The 16,438-nt window shown below is 57.8% G+C and carries 17 protein-coding genes, 1 tRNA gene and 1 pseudogene; 8 read left to right on the forward strand and 11 right to left on the reverse strand.

The annotated features are described in order from the left end of the window. Window positions 1-23: 23 nt before the first annotated feature. Window positions 24-2,417 carry an efflux RND transporter permease subunit gene (locus ACEN8E_RS11490; RefSeq protein ID WP_495593305.1) on the forward strand — a complete coding sequence of 798 codons (2,394 nt, stop codon included), beginning with the start codon at window positions 24-26 and terminating at the stop codon, window positions 2,415-2,417. A 124-nt stretch (window positions 2,418-2,541) separates the two neighbouring features. After that, complete coding sequence (locus tag ACEN8E_RS11495) at window positions 2,542-3,195, forward strand: GntR family transcriptional regulator (RefSeq protein ID WP_495592711.1); 654 nt, start codon at window positions 2,542-2,544, stop codon at window positions 3,193-3,195. Window positions 3,196-3,561: 366 nt separating this feature from the next. Here the strand turns inward: ACEN8E_RS11495 and ACEN8E_RS11500 are convergent, their stop codons facing one another. Further along, window positions 3,562-4,239, reverse strand: coding sequence for a DUF3313 domain-containing protein (locus ACEN8E_RS11500; protein WP_495592712.1), 678 nt, complete (start codon window positions 4,237-4,239; stop codon window positions 3,562-3,564). Beyond that, window positions 4,236-4,508, reverse strand: a complete 273-nt coding sequence (locus ACEN8E_RS11505) for a YuaX family protein (RefSeq protein ID WP_495592713.1) — start codon at window positions 4,506-4,508, stop codon at window positions 4,236-4,238. Before ACEN8E_RS11505 ends, ACEN8E_RS11500 begins: the two co-directional genes overlap by 4 nt. Before the next feature lie 177 nt (window positions 4,509-4,685). Here ACEN8E_RS11505 and ACEN8E_RS11510 point away from each other — a divergent pair. Then, a pseudogene (locus ACEN8E_RS11510) lies at window positions 4,686-4,838 on the forward strand (CHAD domain-containing protein); the annotation flags it as partial. A gap of 346 nt (window positions 4,839-5,184) precedes the next feature. On the opposite strand, the gene ACEN8E_RS11515 reads toward ACEN8E_RS11510, so the two are convergent. From ACEN8E_RS11515 to ACEN8E_RS11530, 4 genes are all read right to left on the reverse strand, one after another. Further along, window positions 5,185-5,463: a hypothetical protein gene (locus ACEN8E_RS11515; protein ID WP_495592714.1), complete on the reverse strand. Its 279-nt coding sequence runs from the start codon at window positions 5,461-5,463 to the stop codon at window positions 5,185-5,187. 86 nt (window positions 5,464-5,549) lie between these two features. After that, window positions 5,550-5,834, reverse strand: coding sequence for a hypothetical protein (locus ACEN8E_RS11520; protein WP_495592715.1), 285 nt, complete (start codon window positions 5,832-5,834; stop codon window positions 5,550-5,552). Between the two features lie 150 nt (window positions 5,835-5,984). Next, entirely contained in the window at window positions 5,985-6,119 is a 135-nt protein-coding gene (locus ACEN8E_RS11525; protein WP_495592716.1) for a hypothetical protein, read from the reverse strand. 280 nt (window positions 6,120-6,399) lie between these two features. Then, window positions 6,400-6,487: transfer RNA gene (locus ACEN8E_RS11530), tRNA-Ser, on the reverse strand. Between the two features lie 123 nt (window positions 6,488-6,610). Between ACEN8E_RS11530 and ACEN8E_RS11535 the strand changes: the two genes are divergently transcribed. Beyond that, the gene (locus tag ACEN8E_RS11535) at window positions 6,611-7,282 is read left to right on the forward strand and encodes a Bax inhibitor-1/YccA family protein (protein WP_495592717.1); all 672 of its coding nucleotides are present in this window, start codon (window positions 6,611-6,613) and stop codon (window positions 7,280-7,282) included. A gap of 60 nt (window positions 7,283-7,342) precedes the next feature. Here ACEN8E_RS11535 and ACEN8E_RS11540 read toward each other — a convergent pair whose 3' ends face one another. Both ACEN8E_RS11540 and ACEN8E_RS11545 read right to left on the reverse strand, forming a co-directional pair. After that, on the reverse strand, window positions 7,343-7,672 hold the full coding sequence (locus ACEN8E_RS11540) for a YceK/YidQ family lipoprotein (protein ID WP_495592718.1): 330 nt from the start codon (window positions 7,670-7,672) through the stop codon (window positions 7,343-7,345). A 56-nt stretch (window positions 7,673-7,728) separates the two neighbouring features. Continuing rightward, window positions 7,729-8,166, reverse strand: a complete 438-nt coding sequence (locus ACEN8E_RS11545; RefSeq protein WP_007973356.1) for an Lrp/AsnC family transcriptional regulator — start codon at window positions 8,164-8,166, stop codon at window positions 7,729-7,731. 136 nt (window positions 8,167-8,302) lie between these two features. Between ACEN8E_RS11545 and ACEN8E_RS11550 the strand changes: the two genes are divergently transcribed. Beyond that, window positions 8,303-9,196 carry a DMT family transporter gene (locus tag ACEN8E_RS11550; protein WP_495592719.1) on the forward strand — a complete coding sequence of 298 codons (894 nt, stop codon included), beginning with the start codon at window positions 8,303-8,305 and terminating at the stop codon, window positions 9,194-9,196. A 15-nt stretch (window positions 9,197-9,211) separates the two neighbouring features. Here the strand turns inward: ACEN8E_RS11550 and ACEN8E_RS11555 are convergent, their stop codons facing one another. Continuing rightward, window positions 9,212-10,252 (reverse strand): FUSC family protein, encoded by a 1,041-nt coding sequence (locus tag ACEN8E_RS11555; protein WP_495593306.1) that lies wholly within the window; start codon window positions 10,250-10,252, stop codon window positions 9,212-9,214. Between the two features lie 44 nt (window positions 10,253-10,296). Continuing rightward, the gene (locus ACEN8E_RS11560; protein WP_495592720.1) at window positions 10,297-11,922 is read right to left on the reverse strand and encodes an NADP-dependent glyceraldehyde-3-phosphate dehydrogenase; all 1,626 of its coding nucleotides are present in this window, start codon (window positions 11,920-11,922) and stop codon (window positions 10,297-10,299) included. A 266-nt stretch (window positions 11,923-12,188) separates the two neighbouring features. Between ACEN8E_RS11560 and ACEN8E_RS11565 the strand changes: the two genes are divergently transcribed. The 3 genes from ACEN8E_RS11565 (at window position 12,189) to ACEN8E_RS11575 (ending at window position 15,274) form a co-directional block, all read left to right on the forward strand. Beyond that, window positions 12,189-12,575: a c-type cytochrome gene (locus ACEN8E_RS11565; protein ID WP_495593307.1), complete on the forward strand. Its 387-nt coding sequence runs from the start codon at window positions 12,189-12,191 to the stop codon at window positions 12,573-12,575. Between the two features lie 21 nt (window positions 12,576-12,596). Then, the gene (locus ACEN8E_RS11570) at window positions 12,597-13,991 is read left to right on the forward strand and encodes a D-arabinono-1,4-lactone oxidase (protein WP_495592721.1); all 1,395 of its coding nucleotides are present in this window, start codon (window positions 12,597-12,599) and stop codon (window positions 13,989-13,991) included. Window positions 13,992-14,065: 74 nt separating this feature from the next. After that, entirely contained in the window at window positions 14,066-15,274 is a 1,209-nt protein-coding gene (locus tag ACEN8E_RS11575; RefSeq protein WP_495593308.1) for a DSD1 family PLP-dependent enzyme, read from the forward strand. Window positions 15,275-15,376: 102 nt separating this feature from the next. Here the strand turns inward: ACEN8E_RS11575 and ACEN8E_RS11580 are convergent, their stop codons facing one another. Beyond that, a complete protein-coding gene (locus ACEN8E_RS11580) occupies window positions 15,377-16,324 on the reverse strand; it encodes a SphA family protein (protein WP_429371119.1) in 948 nt (315 codons plus the stop codon). Window positions 16,325-16,438 lie beyond the last annotated feature (114 nt).

Consider the following 16,438-nt stretch of genomic DNA (forward strand, 5'->3'; position numbering starts at 1 on the left):
TTTCAGGTGAGAAAGAAGCCGAGATGCCCGTCGTGTCCGATCACAGGCTCTTTGATCGGAAATCTGGCGGGTGGCTTGAGCGCATGGTGTTCAACCACCGAATTGTCCTGCTGATGCTTTGCACGGTTTTGACCGTCGTGTTGGGTTATCAGTTGAAAAATATCAATATCAATGCCAGCTTCGAACGGATGATTCCGCAAAGCCATTCGTACATCCGCAACTATCTGGATAACAAGGGTGAGCTACGTGGGCTTGGCAATGTCATCCGGGTAGTCGTCGAGCGCACTAATGGCGATATCTTCGATCCGGAATACCTGGCGGTCCTGCAACGTATCAACGATGAGCTGATCCTGATCCCCGGTGTTGACCGGGCATGGGTGAAATCGATCTGGACACCCGCGGTGCGCTGGATGGAGGTCACCGAGGAAGGTTTCACCGGGGGGCCGGTGTTACCCGCCAGCTACGATGGCAGTCCCCAGCAGGTGCAAATGCTGCGGCAGAATATCAATCGCGCCGGCATCGTCGGAAGTCTGGTCGGCACGGATCTGAAGTCTGCGATGATCGTTGTTCCGCTGCTGGATGTGGATCCGGCGACCGGCCATAAGCTTGATTACAGCGCGCTGTCCAAGGCGCTGGAAGAGCGCATCCGGACGCAGGGGACTGCGGATATCAAGGTCCATGTCATCGGGTTTGCCAAACTTGTTGGCGACCTGATCGATGGGCTTATCCAAGTCTTTTTCTACTTCGCTATCGCGGCGATCGTCGCTGCGGCGATCATCTATGCCTATACCCGTTGTTTGCGCAGCACCACCCTGGTGATCTCTTGTTCGATCATCGCGGCAATCTGGCAACTCGGCCTCGCTACCGCACTGGGGTTCGACCTGGACCCTTACTCGATGCTGGTACCTTTTCTCGTCTTCGCCATCGGGGTCTCCCATGGTGTGCAGAAAATGAATGGCATCATGCAGGACATCGGTCGCGGCACCCATAAATTCGTTGCGGCGCGTTACACCTTCCGGCGGTTGTTCCTGGCAGGGGCGACGGCGCTGGTTGCGGATGCAGTAGGCTTTGCGGTGCTGATGGTCATCGACATCCCGGTGATCAAAGGTCTGGCGTTGTCAGCCAGCATTGGCGTTGCGGTGCTGATCTTTACCAACTTGCTGCTGTTGCCCGTGCTGCTTTCCTTCACTGGGGTGGGGGCGAACGCGGCACGTCGTAGCCTGGCTGAGGAAGGGCGCACCACAAGCAACGTGCTGTGGGACAGCCTGGGTCATTTCACGTCTCGTCGCTGGGCTACCTTCGCCCTGGTGGGCGCCTCCATGCTGGTGTTGGTGGGTTTCGTCATCAGCACGAACCTGAAAATCGGTGATCTGGATGCAGGAGCGCCCGAACTGCGCCCGGATTCACGTTACAACCGGGACAACACCTACATCACCCATCACTATTCACTCTCCAGCGATCTCTTCGCGGTCATTCTGAAGACGCCTGCCAATGGCAGCTACAAATACGAGAGTCTGGTAGAGGCTGACCGCCTCGCCTGGGAATTGCGACGCATACCGGGAGTGCAGATGACCACCTCGCTGGTGGATGCTGTGCGTCAGGTTACCAGCGGCACGTTCGAAGGTAGCCCGAAATGGCTGACGCTTTCGCGCAACCAGGACATCCTCAACTATGGCAGTCAGGTGGCTTCCGTCAACAATCCGGAGCTGTTCAATGGTGATGCTTCGGTGATGCCGGTCATCGCATTCCTGACCGATCATAAGGCGCAAACCCTGGATAAAGTGATGGCTGTTTCCGAACGGTTCATTGCTGAGCACAGTACCGCGGACCGGCGATTCATGCTGGTGGCTGGCAGCGCCGGGATAGAAGCAGCGACGAATATCGTCGTGCGAGACGCCAATCGGGCCATGCTGATGTATGTCTATGCGGCGGTCATCCTGCTGAGCTACATCACATTCCGCAGTTGGCGAGCTGTACTGGTTGCAATCATTCCACTGATCATGACTTCGATCCTGTGCGAGGCGCTGATGGTGCTGCTTGGCATCGGCGTCAAGGTTGCGACGCTACCCGTTATCGCGTTGGGGGTCGGTATCGGCATTGATTATGCGTTGTACCTGCTGAGCATCCAATTGGCCAGGCAGCGCCTTGGGGACTCGCTTGCCGATGCCTACAGCCATGCAGTGGCCTTCACCGGCAAGGTGGTCGGCCTGGTCGGTATGACCCTGGCGGTGGGTGTGGTGACCTGGGTCTTTTCACCGATCAAGTTTCAGGCTGACATGGGCATTCTGTTGGCATTCATGTTCGTATGGAACATGCTTGGCGCGTTGATCCTGATACCTGCGCTGTCGCATTTCCTCCTCCCGCCGGGTTCCCTGGTGCAGCGGCGAGCCTTCGCCCGCAGGGTGCAATGGGGTTGAGTTGTTTTCCGGGGCCTCATTGGAGGCCCTCTCGGCGAAGGCTGTTTCTCGACTTTATACGTCATGCATTTTTCATGTATACTCGTGGTCATGCGATACCCCTTCAGGTTATGTGAGTAAGAACATGGAAAACAAAATCGCAGAGCCAAGTACGGACTCGGTCAAAACCCGAACTTATGACTACATTCGCAACAGTATCTTGCGTGGTACATTTCCGTCAGGTTCATTCGTTGAAGAAGGAACAGTAGCAAATGAGATAGGGGTATCCAGAACACCTATCAGGGAGGCATTCAACAAATTGAGCGCGGAAGGTTTCGTCGAGCTGATTCCGCGACGCGGAGCGAGAGTCCGCGCAATTTCACCCAGTGAAATGCATCAGTTTTTTGAAACCCGCATTGTGCTTGAGACTTATGCAGCGCGCCGCGTATGTGCGATTCGTCCTCCTATTCCACAGAGAGTTGATGAGCTGGTAAGCGAGATGGCAAGGCTTACGCAATTCATTATGGCGCATGAAATTGCGGAGCTTGACAGGGAGTTGCATCGCATCATCGTGGAGCTTTCTGGAAATGAAGTGCTTTTGGAGCTTTATGATGCATTGCAATTCCGTCACTTGCTGGCTTGCGCATCTATTCCAATCGACGAAAAGTTGTTAAGCGTAGTGCTGGAAGAACATAAGGAACTGGTTGAAGCACTCAAAAATTATGATGAAGCAGCTTTGCTCAAAATTCTCAGTCAACATTTGGATCCCAATCTTGCATTGCGATTCAGACGCTTCTGAGAATGAATTGGCACACTAAATCAGTGCCTTTGGCGTAGATGTATCGCAGCCAGGCAAACCGAAGTAGTGGCCCCGCCAGGAGAGGCTGCCCAATAGGTGTGAGAGATTTTTCATCGCGCACGCAACTTATCTGGTCAATGCCGAACAGAAGCAAGAACCTGTCAGCGGTTACGGAGGCGAGGGCAATGCCCTCGCTTTTTTTTGTTGTTTTATCAGCCGTTCAAAGTCTGCTGTGCGGGGGGCTGGTTTGCCAACTGCGGGGCGCAATTGGCTATAGCTATCAGCCAGGAATTGAACATGCACGACCGGCAGCTATTGGCTGTGCTGCCTATCAAGGTGCATCGCAAATGACCTGAAGCAGTCGGTTCAACGGTGGACGAATGCCCAGAGATCGGTATTCAATTTCTCGATAGCGGCTTTAAAGTCTTTGGTGGTGATGTGCTGACTCTCGTTCTCCAGCTGGCTGCCGAATACCTTGCGTACCACTTTGGCCATTGTCTGATGGGTTCTCGCGTCAATGAATTCGGCTTCGATAAACAGATTGGTGTCTTGATCCCGGTGACCGGTGGCGGCCTGTGTCGCTCCAACAACGGCCGCGATCGGCATCACTTCATACCACTTCATGCCCTCGTTCGAAGCGCTGACGCCAGTGATTGCCGCACGCAGGATCAGGGGGCGTGACCCGGCCGGTGCAGCGGCCGCGTTAGACACCCGCTGGTATTTCCGGCCCAGCACGAGTTTGGCCTTTCTGGACATGAAGTCCTGCAATTCGGCCAGCGTCTGCTGATTGACCTGCTCATTGGGTTTTGGTGCGGGATAAAACTCCAACGTTCTGAACGCTATGGTGTCATACGCATTCGGGTTCCACGACGGGCTTACCCAACGCAGTGCCTTCTCACCCGTAGTGGTGGTCACTTCTTCCAGGTTGTTGTAGCTGGACAGGAAACCGGAGTACTGCTCGCGCTCGGTGACCTGAGAGGTGCAGCCGCCGAGTAGCAGGCAGGCCAGTGCGACGCCAGCAAACAGTTTATGGGGCAAGGTCATATGTTCGTTTCCGGAGTGGGCACCACCTGCTGCTGGGTGGCCTCGACATACTGGACCTTAAACTGACTCGCCAGTGAGCCGAGTATTGGATTGCCCTTGAACCTCGCCAGGAGACCGTCAATTGCTTCTGTGACCCGCCGTGTCGCTGCCTCGACGCTGGACAGGACGTCAGGGTCGAATTTGATCGTCTCCGGTTCCTGGTCGAGGTGCTTCAAGAGCGGTTCTGCTTCCCGCATTTGAGCGCGAACTACGTCTGGGCCTGAATGCATTTTTGGTCATCCTTGAGTGCGGTTGACAGTCTTCACATGAGTCGATCGCTTGTGACTGGACGCACTCGTATTGGGGTGCAGTGGCTCGAAACTGAAACAGAATTGTAGGCTACAGTGAGCAAGGCATGCAGCTGAACAGTGGTATGCCCGATGAAGCGTCAGTTGCGGCTAACCTCACTGGACACTCGCACCGATGGCGAAGCATTACACGATCTTGGAATTGCCGTTCGGCGCATCAGAAGCTTGTTGCGACCGTTCCGTTCGATGGACGTAATGGCAACTTTAAACGTGGCGGCGGCAGAGGCTGGTAGACAAACGACACCGCCCCGGGGGAAGGGAGTAGGTCTGAGTTTGGCATCGCGAATCCTCGGTTATGAGGTTAGCGTAGCAGGGGAGTTTTAGGTCGGCAGAACGCCGGGGATGGTCCCAAAAGAGTGTGGGGACTTTTTCGGGGATTCGCTATTTCCTGTTACAACTCTGTAAGTCACCGTTTGCAGCGAGCGCCGGAAGAAGAGCCAGTAAATGCTGGGCCTTGTGCCCATTTTCAAGCATGGGGTACTAGGGGGTGAGTGTGGACTGATTGCTGTCACTTCGGTGTCATCAGGATTGCAAGCGTCATCTTGATGAACTCCTCGTTGCGGTCAATTGCTTCTAGGGCGCCACGGACGTTGTCAGCCTAAGGTTTCAGGTCGAACAGGTAACTGGCGATATCCTCGCCACGTTGCGCGAACTCTTCGATATCGCTTTCGAATGCCCCCACGTCCCCTGGGCGGTGCTCTTTCAGACAAGCCGCGATTGCTTTCCGAAAATCGTCCGAGCTTATTTGTACACCAAGCTCATCAAATGCTGCTTTCAACGCACGGTGAAAGCGCTGGTCGTCCATCGGATGACCGGTATGCCAAGTGTCCACACGTAGCCAAGGGTTCAGCAGGAGCGAGAGTTTTTCAATATCCATATTTGCCTCAACGTTAAATCAACCTAGGACGGTCGAAAGCCCGTACCAGTTTTTGTACCACTGACCGGGTAATCAGGGGGTGCCGGTTATCTCTTTTTTGATTCTGAAAACCCCTCGATTACCCAGACAAGCATCCATGCGACTCCATGCACAGCCAGAAAGGCTGCCACACTCAGGACCAAGAAGAACATCCCTACTAATAGCCCTGAAATAATCTTTTCGCTATTGACATCGATAAAGGCGAGAAGAGCGACTCCGATTAGCGCTGGCGGGACAAAGGCCGCCATGCGCAGTATTTGCAGGATTCGCCAGTAGCCTTCGTTAGGAAGCCAGCGCGGTTTATTCTTTACCAAGGCGATCAGTCGTTTCATTAGCCAGATCTTCCTTTTTCCGTGAACGTCGATGGCAATGTCAGATGATTCATGGGTAAGCAATACCATAGCAAAAAGCCATTAAGCCGATGGCCGCGCATAACCGTATTTTTGTACAACTGATGCTGCAAAGATTTGTACCTATCGCCGTCACTCCGGCGCCATCATCACCGCGAGCGTCATCTTGATGAATTCCTCATTGCGATCGATGGCTTCCAAGGCTGCATGCACGTTTTCAGCGACTTCGGTCGCCCCACGCTGCTCAACCCAGATCGTGAGCTCCATGATGGCGGCCTCCAGGGCGAGTTGGTTTTAGTTGATTTTGAATAGCAGGGAAGGGAGTAGGTCAGAGTTTGGCATCGCGAATCCTCGGTTTTGAGGTCAGCGTAGTACTGCGTTTCATGAAGGATTTTTAACCGTCGGCAGAACGCCAGGAGAGGGGCATAACGGGCTGAGTTATGGAACACTTCCAAAATAGTTATGGAGCACATGCCCAGCGCCTAGATTTTCCCCTGATCCCAGAAACGACAAAGCCCTGAATAATCAGGGCTTTGTCGTATAAAGATGGCGGAGGCGATGGGATTCGAACTCATGGACCTGTTACAGTCGACGGTTTTCAAGACCGTTGCCTTAAACCACTCGGCCACACCTCCGTTTGCGTTGCGGGCGCCATAATACCTGAATGAAACACACTGTCAAACTCTCTGCATAGCTTGTTACAGAGCGTCTGTTATGATCTTTGCGACTGAACGTTTCAAACCAACAGGAGTGTCGCCATGCGCGAACAGGATTACGCAGTTAATAACAGCGTGCAGGCTGAGCAGCTAGAGGTTAGCCGCGTCCTGCGCAACACATACGGCTTGCTCGCCCTGACCCTCGCATTCAGCGGTGTGACAGCCTACGTTGCCCAGCAGATGCGTGTTGGCTACCCGAACGTCTTCGTGGTGCTGATCGGCTTCTACGGTCTTTTCTTCCTCACCAACAAACTCCGTGATTCGGCGTGGGGCCTGGTGTCGGCATTTGCCCTGACCGGTTTCATGGGTTTCCTGCTTGGCCCGATCCTCAACCGTTACCTGGGTATGCAGGGCGGCGCTGAAGTGGTCAGCTCGGCGTTCGCAATGACGGCGCTGGTGTTCGGCGGTCTGTCGGCGTATGTGCTGATTACCCGCAAGGACATGAGCTTCCTCGGCGGTTTCATCACGGCAGGCTTCTTCGTGCTGCTGGGTGCAACGCTGGCGGGCATGTTCTTCCAGATCAGCGGTCTGCAACTGGCGATCAGCGCAGGTTTCGTGCTGTTCTCCTCGGTCTGCATCCTGTTCCAGACCAGCGCCATCATTCATGGCGGCGAGCGTAACTACATCATGGCCACCATCAGCCTGTATGTATCGATCTACAACCTGTTCGTCAGCCTGTTGCAGCTGTTCGGCATCATGGGTCGCGATGATTGATCGTCGGCCTTGAAGTAAAAAACCCGCTCAGGCGGGTTTTTTATTACCTGAAATTCAGGACTATTCGACAATGACGATGCTGCCGTCGGCTTGCTGACGGTAGATGGTGTAGGGCAGCAACAAGGTGTCGAGCGCGCCGGAGATGACCACGTCGACCAGCACAATAGCGGGGGCAGGGCCATGTACCTGTGCATCCCGACCCTCTTCGAGGGGCGCATTCAATATGCAAAAGTCGTAGGTCACGCCACTGTAGATTCGCGGTACCGCACCGCAGTAACTCTTTTGCTCCTTGAGGCTTTTCGAGGCCACTTCGTCACTGCGTACAACCGTCTGAATCGTGCCGCAACCTGCAAGCAGCATCGCCACAAGTAGCATTGCCTGAGTTTTCATGCCGTCAATCCTTCGCCGGAAACCGTCAATCTACTTCAGTCTGAAACAAATATCACTCACGCCATGGGCGGCAACCGGCGCTTGACCGGGGTTTTCTTGACGATTGCCGTATTGGTTTCAGCATGGGTGTTGAGGCGGTCGAGCAGGGTGTCCAGTTGCTCCATCGAGCGCACATGCAGGCGTGCAATGAAACAGTCGTCGCCAGTGACCTTGTCGCATTCGGTGAATTCGGGAATGGCCATGATTTGCCGTTCCACTTCCTGCAATTGCCCCGGCAACGGGCGAATGCGCACGATGGCCTGGAGTTGATAGCCAAAGCTTTTCGGGTCTATTTCAACGGTGTAGCCCTTGAGCACGCCACGCTCTTCCAGGCGGCGCAGACGCTCGGCAACACTGGGGGAGGACAGGCCACTGATTTGTGCCAGGGCCTTGAGCGAACGTCGCGAGTCTTCCATCAGGGCTGTGATCAGCACCTGGTCGATGTCATCGGTCATGGCGAAACCCTCTGTTAGGCATTTTTTCAAAACGGCCTTGATAAAAAAGGCCGATATCGAGTTTAGCCTGCTTTTTGCTATGGAGCAGCGCCTGGATGCATTGGCATACTTTGGCCACAAACACAGGAGTCTGATGATGGACAAATCCCTACGCCGCGGTTCGTTCGAAATGACGGCCGCCATGCTGATTTCCGGCACCATCGGTTGGTTCGTGCTGGTGTCCGGGCAACCGGTGCTGGATGTGGTGTTCTGGCGCTGCCTGTTCGGTGCCGGCACCTTGCTGCTGATTTGTGCCGCCTTCGGTTTTTTGCGCCCCGGCATTTTGACCCGCACCACGTTCTTGCTGGCGGTGCTCAGCGGTGTGGCGATTGTCGGCAACTGGGTGCTGTTGTTCGCCTCCTATTCCCGGGCGTCGATTGCCATCGGCACGGCCGTCTATAACGTCCAGCCGTTCATGCTGGTAGGGCTGGCGGCGCTGTTTCTCAATGAAAAGATCACCGCGCAGAAGCTGGCCTGGCTGGGGGTGTCGTTTCTCGGGATGCTGGCGATTGTCAGTGCCCATGGCAGCCAGGGCGAGAGCGGCAGCGATTACCTGACGGGGATTGCCCTGGCGTTGGGCGCGGCGTTTCTCTACGCGATTGCCGCGCTGATCATCAAGCGCCTGACCGGTACTCCACCGCATTTGATTGCGCTGATCCAGGTCAGCACTGGCGTGTTGTTGCTCGCGCCATTCGCGCATTTTTCGGCATTGCCGCAGGCGCCGAGCGCGTGGGCCAGCCTGGTGACGCTGGGCATGGTGCACACCGGTGTGATGTACGTGTTGCTGTACGGCGCCATTCAAAAACTGCCGACGGCGTTGACGGGGGCACTGTCCTTCATCTACCCGATCGCGGCGATTTTCGTCGACTGGTTTGCCTTCGGTCATCGCCTGGAGCCGCTGCAGTGGATCGGTGTCGCAGCGATCCTGCTGGCCGCAGCCGGCATGCAACAAGGCTGGTCGCTGAAGTTTCGGCGCACGGTGACGTCGTAACCCGCTACGCCGGCGTCAGATGTTCCAGCGCGGCGCGCTCGCGGCCAGTCGCTGGCGCATCTCGCCGACGTTGGCGGCCAGTTGGCGAGTCAGCAAGCGATACCCGTCCAGCGCGTTGTAGACCGGCGCATCAAGGCTGACCAGCGGCAACTCCGTGGGCCGATTGAGCCGCTGGGCAGCGCCTGATTTCAAGGCCCGGGCCATGCCGATCAGTTGCACGCGAATCTGTCGGTGTTCAGCTTTCAATGCCGTTTGCAGGAGCGTCATCGCCTCGGGATCATTGGCATCCGGTCGGGTGTTGCCGAGAATTTCCAGGGTACTGACGCACATGCGCAGGTTGCGCTGGATGGCATCCAGTTCGGTCATGGAGATCTTCACTTCCTTGGACACCGACGGCATCAGTGAGCGCAGTTGCACCATCACCGCGTTCAGGCGGGTCATGAGCTTGAGGTGTTCGTCGGCGGTGATGGCCTGGCCGTCAATGATGCGCCCGTAGGTTTTAGCGCAATCACGCAGTGCATCGGCCAGGTTGTAGCGCCAGGAATAAACCGCGTACAGCGGCAGGGCGAAGGAAAACGCCAGGGCCAGGGCAATGCCGATCAGGATATCCACCCCGCGCCACAAGCCATCGGTGACCGGGTTGTCGCCGTGCCCCGCGACGATAAACACGGTAATCGCCGACAGCAGCGCGGTGTAACCACCCTTGCCGATGGCGTGATACGAGAAAAACCCGCAGACCACCGACATCGCGAAATAGGTCAGCCAGGGCATCCCGAGCCAGGCCTGTTGTGCCACCAACGCCAGGCCGACACCGGCGCCGATCAAGGTGCCGATGGCACGCTCGGCGGCTTTCTTGCCGATGTTGCCGTGGTGCTGCAAGCCGCCGATCACCACCAGCATCGTCACCGACGCCCATTCACCGTGGGGCAGATGGATGCCGGTGGTCAGCAGGATCGTCGCCAGCAACCCGAGCGACACCCGTACCGCATGGATCACCCGGGCATGGCGGTAGCGCCGATACGGGTCCAGCAACGGCCGCAGCAATCGGCGCAGCAGCGGTGGCAGTCGTTGGGCTCTGGATGTACTCAGGCTGGCTCTCCTCAGAAAATGTAGTCGGTGGTCAGGAAGCTCGAACTGCGCCCGCTGATGATCTCGCTGATCAGGTCCTTGTTGGTTTCCTGGAACTTGGTGGCCACCAGGGTGCGGATCGAAAACACCCGCAGTGCGTCATGGACCGACAAGGTGCCTTCGGCCGAGTTCTTGCGACCATTGAAGGGGTAGGTGTCCGGGCCGCGCTGGCATTGGGCATTGAGGTTGATGCGCCCGACCTGATTGGCAAAGGTGTCCACCAGCCGGCCAACCGCCACCGGGTTGGTGCCGAAGATGCTCAATTGCTGGCCGAAGTCCGACTCCAGCACGTAATCGATCACGGTATCCAGATGGCGGTACGGCACGATGGGGATGACCGGGCCGAACTGTTCTTCCTGATAAACGCGCATCTGCGGCGTGACCGGGTACAGCACTGCCGGGTAGAAGAACGATGCACGCGCCTCGCCACCGTTCGGGTTGACCACCTTGGCGCCTTTGCTTTCGGCATCGGCCACCAGTGCATGCAAATAGTCGACCTTGCCCGACTCCGGCAGTGGCGTCAGGGCTACGCCGCTTTCCCAGGGCATGCCGGGTTTGAGGTTGGCAAGCCTGGCATTGAATTTGTCGATGAAGGACTCGACCACGTCTTCGTGGACAAACAGGATTTTCAGCGCCGTGCAGCGCTGGCCATTGAATGACAGCGAGCCTGTCACCGCTTCACTGACCGCATTGTCCAGATCCACTTCCGGCAGGACGATGCCAGGGTTTTTCGCATCCAGGCCCAGTGCGGCGCGCAAGCGGTGGGGTTTGGGATGGAGCTTTTTCAGGTCGCTGGCGGCCTTGTTGGTGCCAATGAAGGCAAAGATGTCGATCTTGCCACTGGCCATCAGCGCGCTGACCGTCTCGCGGCCGCTGCCATAAATGACATTGATCACTCCGGCCGGGAAGCTGTCGCGGAAGGCCTCCAGCAGCGGGCGAATCAGCAGCACGCCGAGTTTGGCCGGTTTGAACACCACCGTATTGCCCATGATCAGCGCCGGGATCAGTGTGGTGAAGGTTTCGTTCAACGGATAGTTGTAAGGTCCCATGCACAGGGCGACACCCAGCGGCACACGACGGATCTGGCCGAGGGTGTCCTGTTCCAGTTCGAAACGGCTGGAGCGGCGGTCGAGTTCTTTCAGTGCGTTGACGGTGTCGACGATGTAGTCGCAGGTACGGTCGAACTCCTTTTCCGAATCCTTGAGGTTCTTGCCGATTTCCCACATCAGCAACTTGACCACGGCATCGCGCTGCTCGCGCATGCGCCCCAGGAAGGTTTCGACATGCTGGATGCGCTCGGCCACGCGCATGGTTGGCCACAGTCCCTGGCCACGGTCGTAGGCGCGCACGGCTGCATCGAGGGCGGTCAATGCGGTCTCGGCATCGAGCAGCGGCGTGCTGCCGAGGATCACTTGCTCGTCGCCATCGGCACCGGTCAGGTACACCGGGCTGCGGACCTTGGCCAGTGGCCCGTTCCAGGTTTTCAGCACGCCATCGACCAGGTACTCACGCTGCTCGGTCTGGCCGCCAAGGCGGTATTTTTCCGGGATGTCGGCGGGGCTTGGGAACAGGTTCTCGAGAATCTTGGCTGTGGTCATGTCGCTACCCCTCTGGATTGGGTGATGCACTGATGAATCGTTTTAGCAGACCTCAGCAACGCTTGTCATGACTCATCTCAGCGTTTTTTCGCACAGCGTGACAGATCGCGGATTCGTCGACGCCTTCCGTCATGGCCTCAGATGCTCCCCTTGTTGGCCCCCAATGCCCTCAACCCGCCCATACGGGGTGCCTTAGTGTTGAGCTCTCCTTGATCACCACAAAAAAGGTGTGCCCGGCTGACCGGGCACCCAATAAGAGGACAGCCATGCGGGCAAGCCGATTAACTGAAAAGCCTAGCCTTTGTTTGGCCTTGGCGGGGTGCGTCTTTGCAGCGTTGCTTGGGGGGTGCGGCAAAGAGCCGAAAAACCCGCCGGGCCGCAGCGAAGCGGCTACCGCGAGGCCCGCCGACGTCGAGCTGGCGCAGGTTTACGACAACAGCTGCAAGCTTTGCCATGCCAATCCGTCGGCTGGGGCGCCGCTGACTGGCGACATCAAGGCCTGGGAACCTCGGGTGGCACAGGGCGCCGACACACTGCTCGATCATGCGATCAACGGCTACAACGGCATGCCGCCGATGGGCATGTGCATGCAGTGTTCGCAAGAACAGTTCCTGGCGTTGATTGCCTTTATGTCCGGCCAGCCAATCCAATAACAACAAGACAGGATGCGATTCATGACGATGGACATGACACGGCGTCAGTTGTTGCAACGGGCGAGCGTCATTGGCGCCTTTACGGCGCTCGGCTCGACACCGGCATTGGCCGAACTGCTGCGCGCGCCACGGTTGATTCCCTGGCGCAACTGGTCGGGCGGCCAGAGTTGCCTGCCGGCGGCAAGGCTGGCGCCAAAGAACCTGGATGAGTTGACGCAAGTGGTGCGCCAGGCCCCCGGCAAGATTCGGCCGGTAGGCTCGGCACACTCCTTCAGCGCGCTGGTGCCCACTGACGGGACCTTGTTGTCGCTGAGCTATTTCTCGGGTTTGCTCGATCACGATGCGAAAACCCTGCAAGCCGAGTTCGCCGCCGGTACGCCGATGTCACGCATGGGCACGCCGCTCAAAGACATCGGCCAGGCCCTGCAAAACATGGCTGACATCGATTACCAGACCCTGGCCGGCGCGATCTCGACCTCGACCCACGGCACCGGCAAGAACTTTCAATCGTATTCGGCGCATGTCTGTGGCTTGCAGTTGGTGACTGCCAACGGCGACGTGCTGGAGTGCGACGCCAATCGTCATCCTGAAGTGTTCAGCGCCGCCCGGGTGTCGCTGGGGGCGTTGGGCGTGGCAACCAGGGTGCGCCTGCAAAACCGCCCGGCGTATCGCTTGCGGGAGCGGCAGTGGATCGCCAGGACGGAAGAGTTGCTGGAAGACCTGGACAAGAACACCCGGGAAAACCAGCACTGGGAAATGCTCGTGGTGACCCATTCCGACTACGCCTTGTCGATCGCCCTGAACGAAACCGGCGACCCGGCCACACCGCCGGTCCCGGCGGATGAGGAGGGCGGCAACGAGTTCGTCACGCTGATCGAGAAAATCGACAAATACGCCAGTGATTTCCCGGACTTGCGCCGCACGATGCTCAACAGCCTGCGCCACCTGGCCAGTTTCGATGAGCGGGTGGGCGACTCGTTCGACATCTACGCCAATGTGCGCACGGTGCGTTTCAACGAAATGGAGTATTCCGTGCCGGCCGAATACGGTCCGGCGTGTTTGCGCGAGATCCTCAAGCTGATCCAGGACAAGGACCTGCGCACCTGGTTTCCGATTGAGTACCGCTACGTCAAGGCCGACGACATTCCCCTGAGCATGTTCGAAGGCCGCGACAGCTGTTCGGTCTCGGTCCACCAGCATTACCAGATGGATCATCACAACTTCTTTGCCGCCGTCGAGCCGATTTTCTGGAAGTACAACGGCCGGCCGCACTGGGGCAAGTTGCATACGCTGAACGCGAAAAACCTGCAGCCGCTGTACCCGCGCTGGCAGGAGTTCATCCAGGTACGGCAGGAACTCGATCCCAGCGGCAAGTTCCTCAATGCGCATTTGTCATCGATTCTGGGGGTGAGCTGATGGCCGTCAATCGTCGCAATTTCTTGCTCGGAAGCGCAGGTGTTGGTGCCTTGTTGGTGGGGCTCGGGGCTTGGCTGCGGCCGGGTGACCGAGGTGCGCCGTACAGTGATTACTTCCGCGCGCTGAACCGCGAACTCAAGGACCACGGCCCGATGCGCCCGGTGATGCTGATCGACCTTGATCGGCTGGATCACAACATCGATGTGGTGATGCAGTCAGTCAGGCGCGGCGGCAAACACCTGCGGCTGGTGGAGAAATCGCTGCCGGCACCAGGGCTGTTGACCTACATCGCCCAGCGCGCCGGCACGCAACGCCTGATGTCCTTTCACCAACCCTTTCTCAATCATGACGCGGTGCAGTTTCCCGGGGCCGACATTCTGTTGGGCAAGCCGCTGCCGGTGCGTTCGGCCGAGTTGTTTTATCAGTCGCACAAGGGACCTTTCGACCCTGGGAAGCAATTGCAATGGTTGCTCGATACACCGCAACGCTTGCAGCAATACCTCGCCCTGGCTCAGGGGCTGGGCACGCGATTGCGGGTGAACATCGAACTGGATGTCGGATTGCATCGCGGTGGCGTCAGCGACCTTGGCGCACTCGGGCAGATGCTGGCGCTGATCAGCCAGCACCCGCAGCACCTGGAGTTCGCCGGGTTCATGGGCTACGACCCGTTCGTGGGCATGGGGGTGCCGGGGATCCTGGGCTCGCCCGAAGAACTGTTCGCCAAAGTGATGGTGATTTACAACCGCTGCGTCGATTTCACCCGTGAGCAATATCCCGCCTTGTGGCGAGAAGGGTTGACCCTCAATACGGCTGGCAGCCCGAGCTATCGCATGCATGAGCGCGAACAGCTCAGCAGCGAAGTGTCGGTGGGGACGGCGATGCTCAAGCCCGTTCACTACGATTTGCCGTCACTGGTGGAGCATGTGCCAGCCGCCTACATCGCTACGCCGGTGTTGAAAAGCACCGGGGCGGTGAGTATTCCGGCGCTGGATGACAAGTCCGGGCTGTTTTCGTGGTGGGACAGCAATCAGCGCGAGACGTTTTTTATCTATGGCGGTAATTGGATGGCGGAACTCGAATCGCCGCCGGGGTTGCAGAGCAATGCTGTGTATGGGCGCAGCTCGAACCAGGAAATGGTCAATGGTTCGGCGGCGGTGGGGCTGACGGTTGAGGACCAGGTGTTTTTGCGGCCGACCCAGACAGAGTCGGTGTTGTTGCAGTTCGGGGATTTGCTGGCGGTTCGGGGTGGGAAGATTGTGGATAGCTGGCCGGTGTATTCCTGAAACTTGCCGGGTGACTGTTCCGACGCCTTCGCGAGCAGGCTCGCTCCCACAAGGACTGCATTTCTACCTGTGGGAGCGAGCCTGCTCGCGAAGGGGGGGCAATCAGAACGCATAGGGAATACTGACCTTGGCCCAAAGCATTTCCCCTTCAGGCCGGTTTTCCACGTCGAATTCCTTGGCCCAGCGAATCTCCGCGCTGGCGTATTTGAGGAAGGTCCAGTGCAGTGCCGGACCAATCGCAAACACCTGGCCGCGCACCCCGTCGTTCACGTCCTGGCCATTGAACTGCACGGTGTGGCCGAACTGTTTGTCATCGGTGGTTTGCTTGAGGTAGTAGCCGTTCAGCCCGAGCATCAGGTCGTCGGTGATTTTGTAACTGGCCGAATAGTCGAAGTGGAAAATCTGCCCCGACTTGTAATCGGTGTCCTTGTTTTTCTCGTTGAAACTGTACGTGGTCTTCATCGACACCTCGGTTCTGTCCGTCGGCAGCCAGGTGAAGGAGAACAGCGGTTTGTAGGTGTAGAAGTTGTTGCTGGTATTGGCCAGGCGATCAACGCTGTATTCGCCGGTCGGCACGGTGACTTCAATGGCGGCGCCGAGGGTCAGGTTCGGGCCCATGTCCCAGAGAATGATCGGCGCGAACGTGGTGTCGCCCATGCCTTCGCGGGTGTCCTGCGGCAGGCCGAACACCGAGACTTCCTGCTTGAGCCACGGTTGCGCGATGTAGCCGGCCAGCCGGCCGCCGAACACGCGCACCGGGCTGAGGTAGTCCAGGCGCGGAATGACCGCCGTGGATTCGATCTCGACGTTTGGCACTTTGCCGCCGAGGGAGCTGATGTTCAGCTTCGTGGCTTTGTAGTGGTTGTAGTAGAGGTTGAATGCAACCATGTTGTCCGGAAGGCTGTCGGGCGAAAGCGGCAACACGAAAAAGCCGTCGGTGCCGGGGCCGATGTTGTCCACGCCAGCCTCGGTGGCCAGTGCCGGTTGCAGGGCGCAGGCGCCGGCCAGGCCAATGACCAGTAGGGGAAGTGTCGTGCGGGTCGGGATCATGGGTGTACTCATTATTATTGTTAGCGGGCTTTCCGGCATCCATACGAGGGCCGCAACATAGAAATAAGCTGTCTGCGCCCTGCAAGGCAGGGTATTGGCGGCCATTTAGGGGGA

It is taken from the genome of Pseudomonas sp. Pseusp9, from assembly GCF_059491265.1.

Coding starts and splice junctions, on each gene's coding strand:
- ACEN8E_RS11505 (WP_495592713.1), bottom strand. CDS start 4,508: ATGCATTCAGGCCCAGACGTAGTTCGCGCTCAAATGCGGGAAGCAGAA.
- ACEN8E_RS11570 (WP_495592721.1), top strand. CDS start 12,597: ATGACGATGGACATGACACGGCGTCAGTTGTTGCAACGGGCGAGCGTC.
- ACEN8E_RS11560 (WP_495592720.1), bottom strand. CDS start 11,922: ATGACCACAGCCAAGATTCTCGAGAACCTGTTCCCAAGCCCCGCCGAC.
- ACEN8E_RS11515 (WP_495592714.1), bottom strand. CDS start 5,463: ATGGATATTGAAAAACTCTCGCTCCTGCTGAACCCTTGGCTACGTGTG.
- ACEN8E_RS11520 (WP_495592715.1), bottom strand. CDS start 5,834: ATGAAACGACTGATCGCCTTGGTAAAGAATAAACCGCGCTGGCTTCCT.
- ACEN8E_RS11540 (WP_495592718.1), bottom strand. CDS start 7,672: ATGAAAACTCAGGCAATGCTACTTGTGGCGATGCTGCTTGCAGGTTGC.
- ACEN8E_RS11490 (WP_495593305.1), top strand. CDS start 24: ATGCCCGTCGTGTCCGATCACAGGCTCTTTGATCGGAAATCTGGCGGG.
- ACEN8E_RS11500 (WP_495592712.1), bottom strand. CDS start 4,239: ATGACCTTGCCCCATAAACTGTTTGCTGGCGTCGCACTGGCCTGCCTG.
- ACEN8E_RS11580 (WP_429371119.1), bottom strand. CDS start 16,324: ATGATCCCGACCCGCACGACACTTCCCCTACTGGTCATTGGCCTGGCC.
- ACEN8E_RS11495 (WP_495592711.1), top strand. CDS start 2,542: ATGGAAAACAAAATCGCAGAGCCAAGTACGGACTCGGTCAAAACCCGA.
- ACEN8E_RS11550 (WP_495592719.1), top strand. CDS start 8,303: ATGGACAAATCCCTACGCCGCGGTTCGTTCGAAATGACGGCCGCCATG.
- ACEN8E_RS11535 (WP_495592717.1), top strand. CDS start 6,611: ATGCGCGAACAGGATTACGCAGTTAATAACAGCGTGCAGGCTGAGCAG.
- ACEN8E_RS11545 (WP_007973356.1), bottom strand. CDS start 8,166: ATGACCGATGACATCGACCAGGTGCTGATCACAGCCCTGATGGAAGAC.
- ACEN8E_RS11525 (WP_495592716.1), bottom strand. CDS start 6,119: ATGGAGCTCACGATCTGGGTTGAGCAGCGTGGGGCGACCGAAGTCGCT.
- ACEN8E_RS11565 (WP_495593307.1), top strand. CDS start 12,189: ATGCGGGCAAGCCGATTAACTGAAAAGCCTAGCCTTTGTTTGGCCTTG.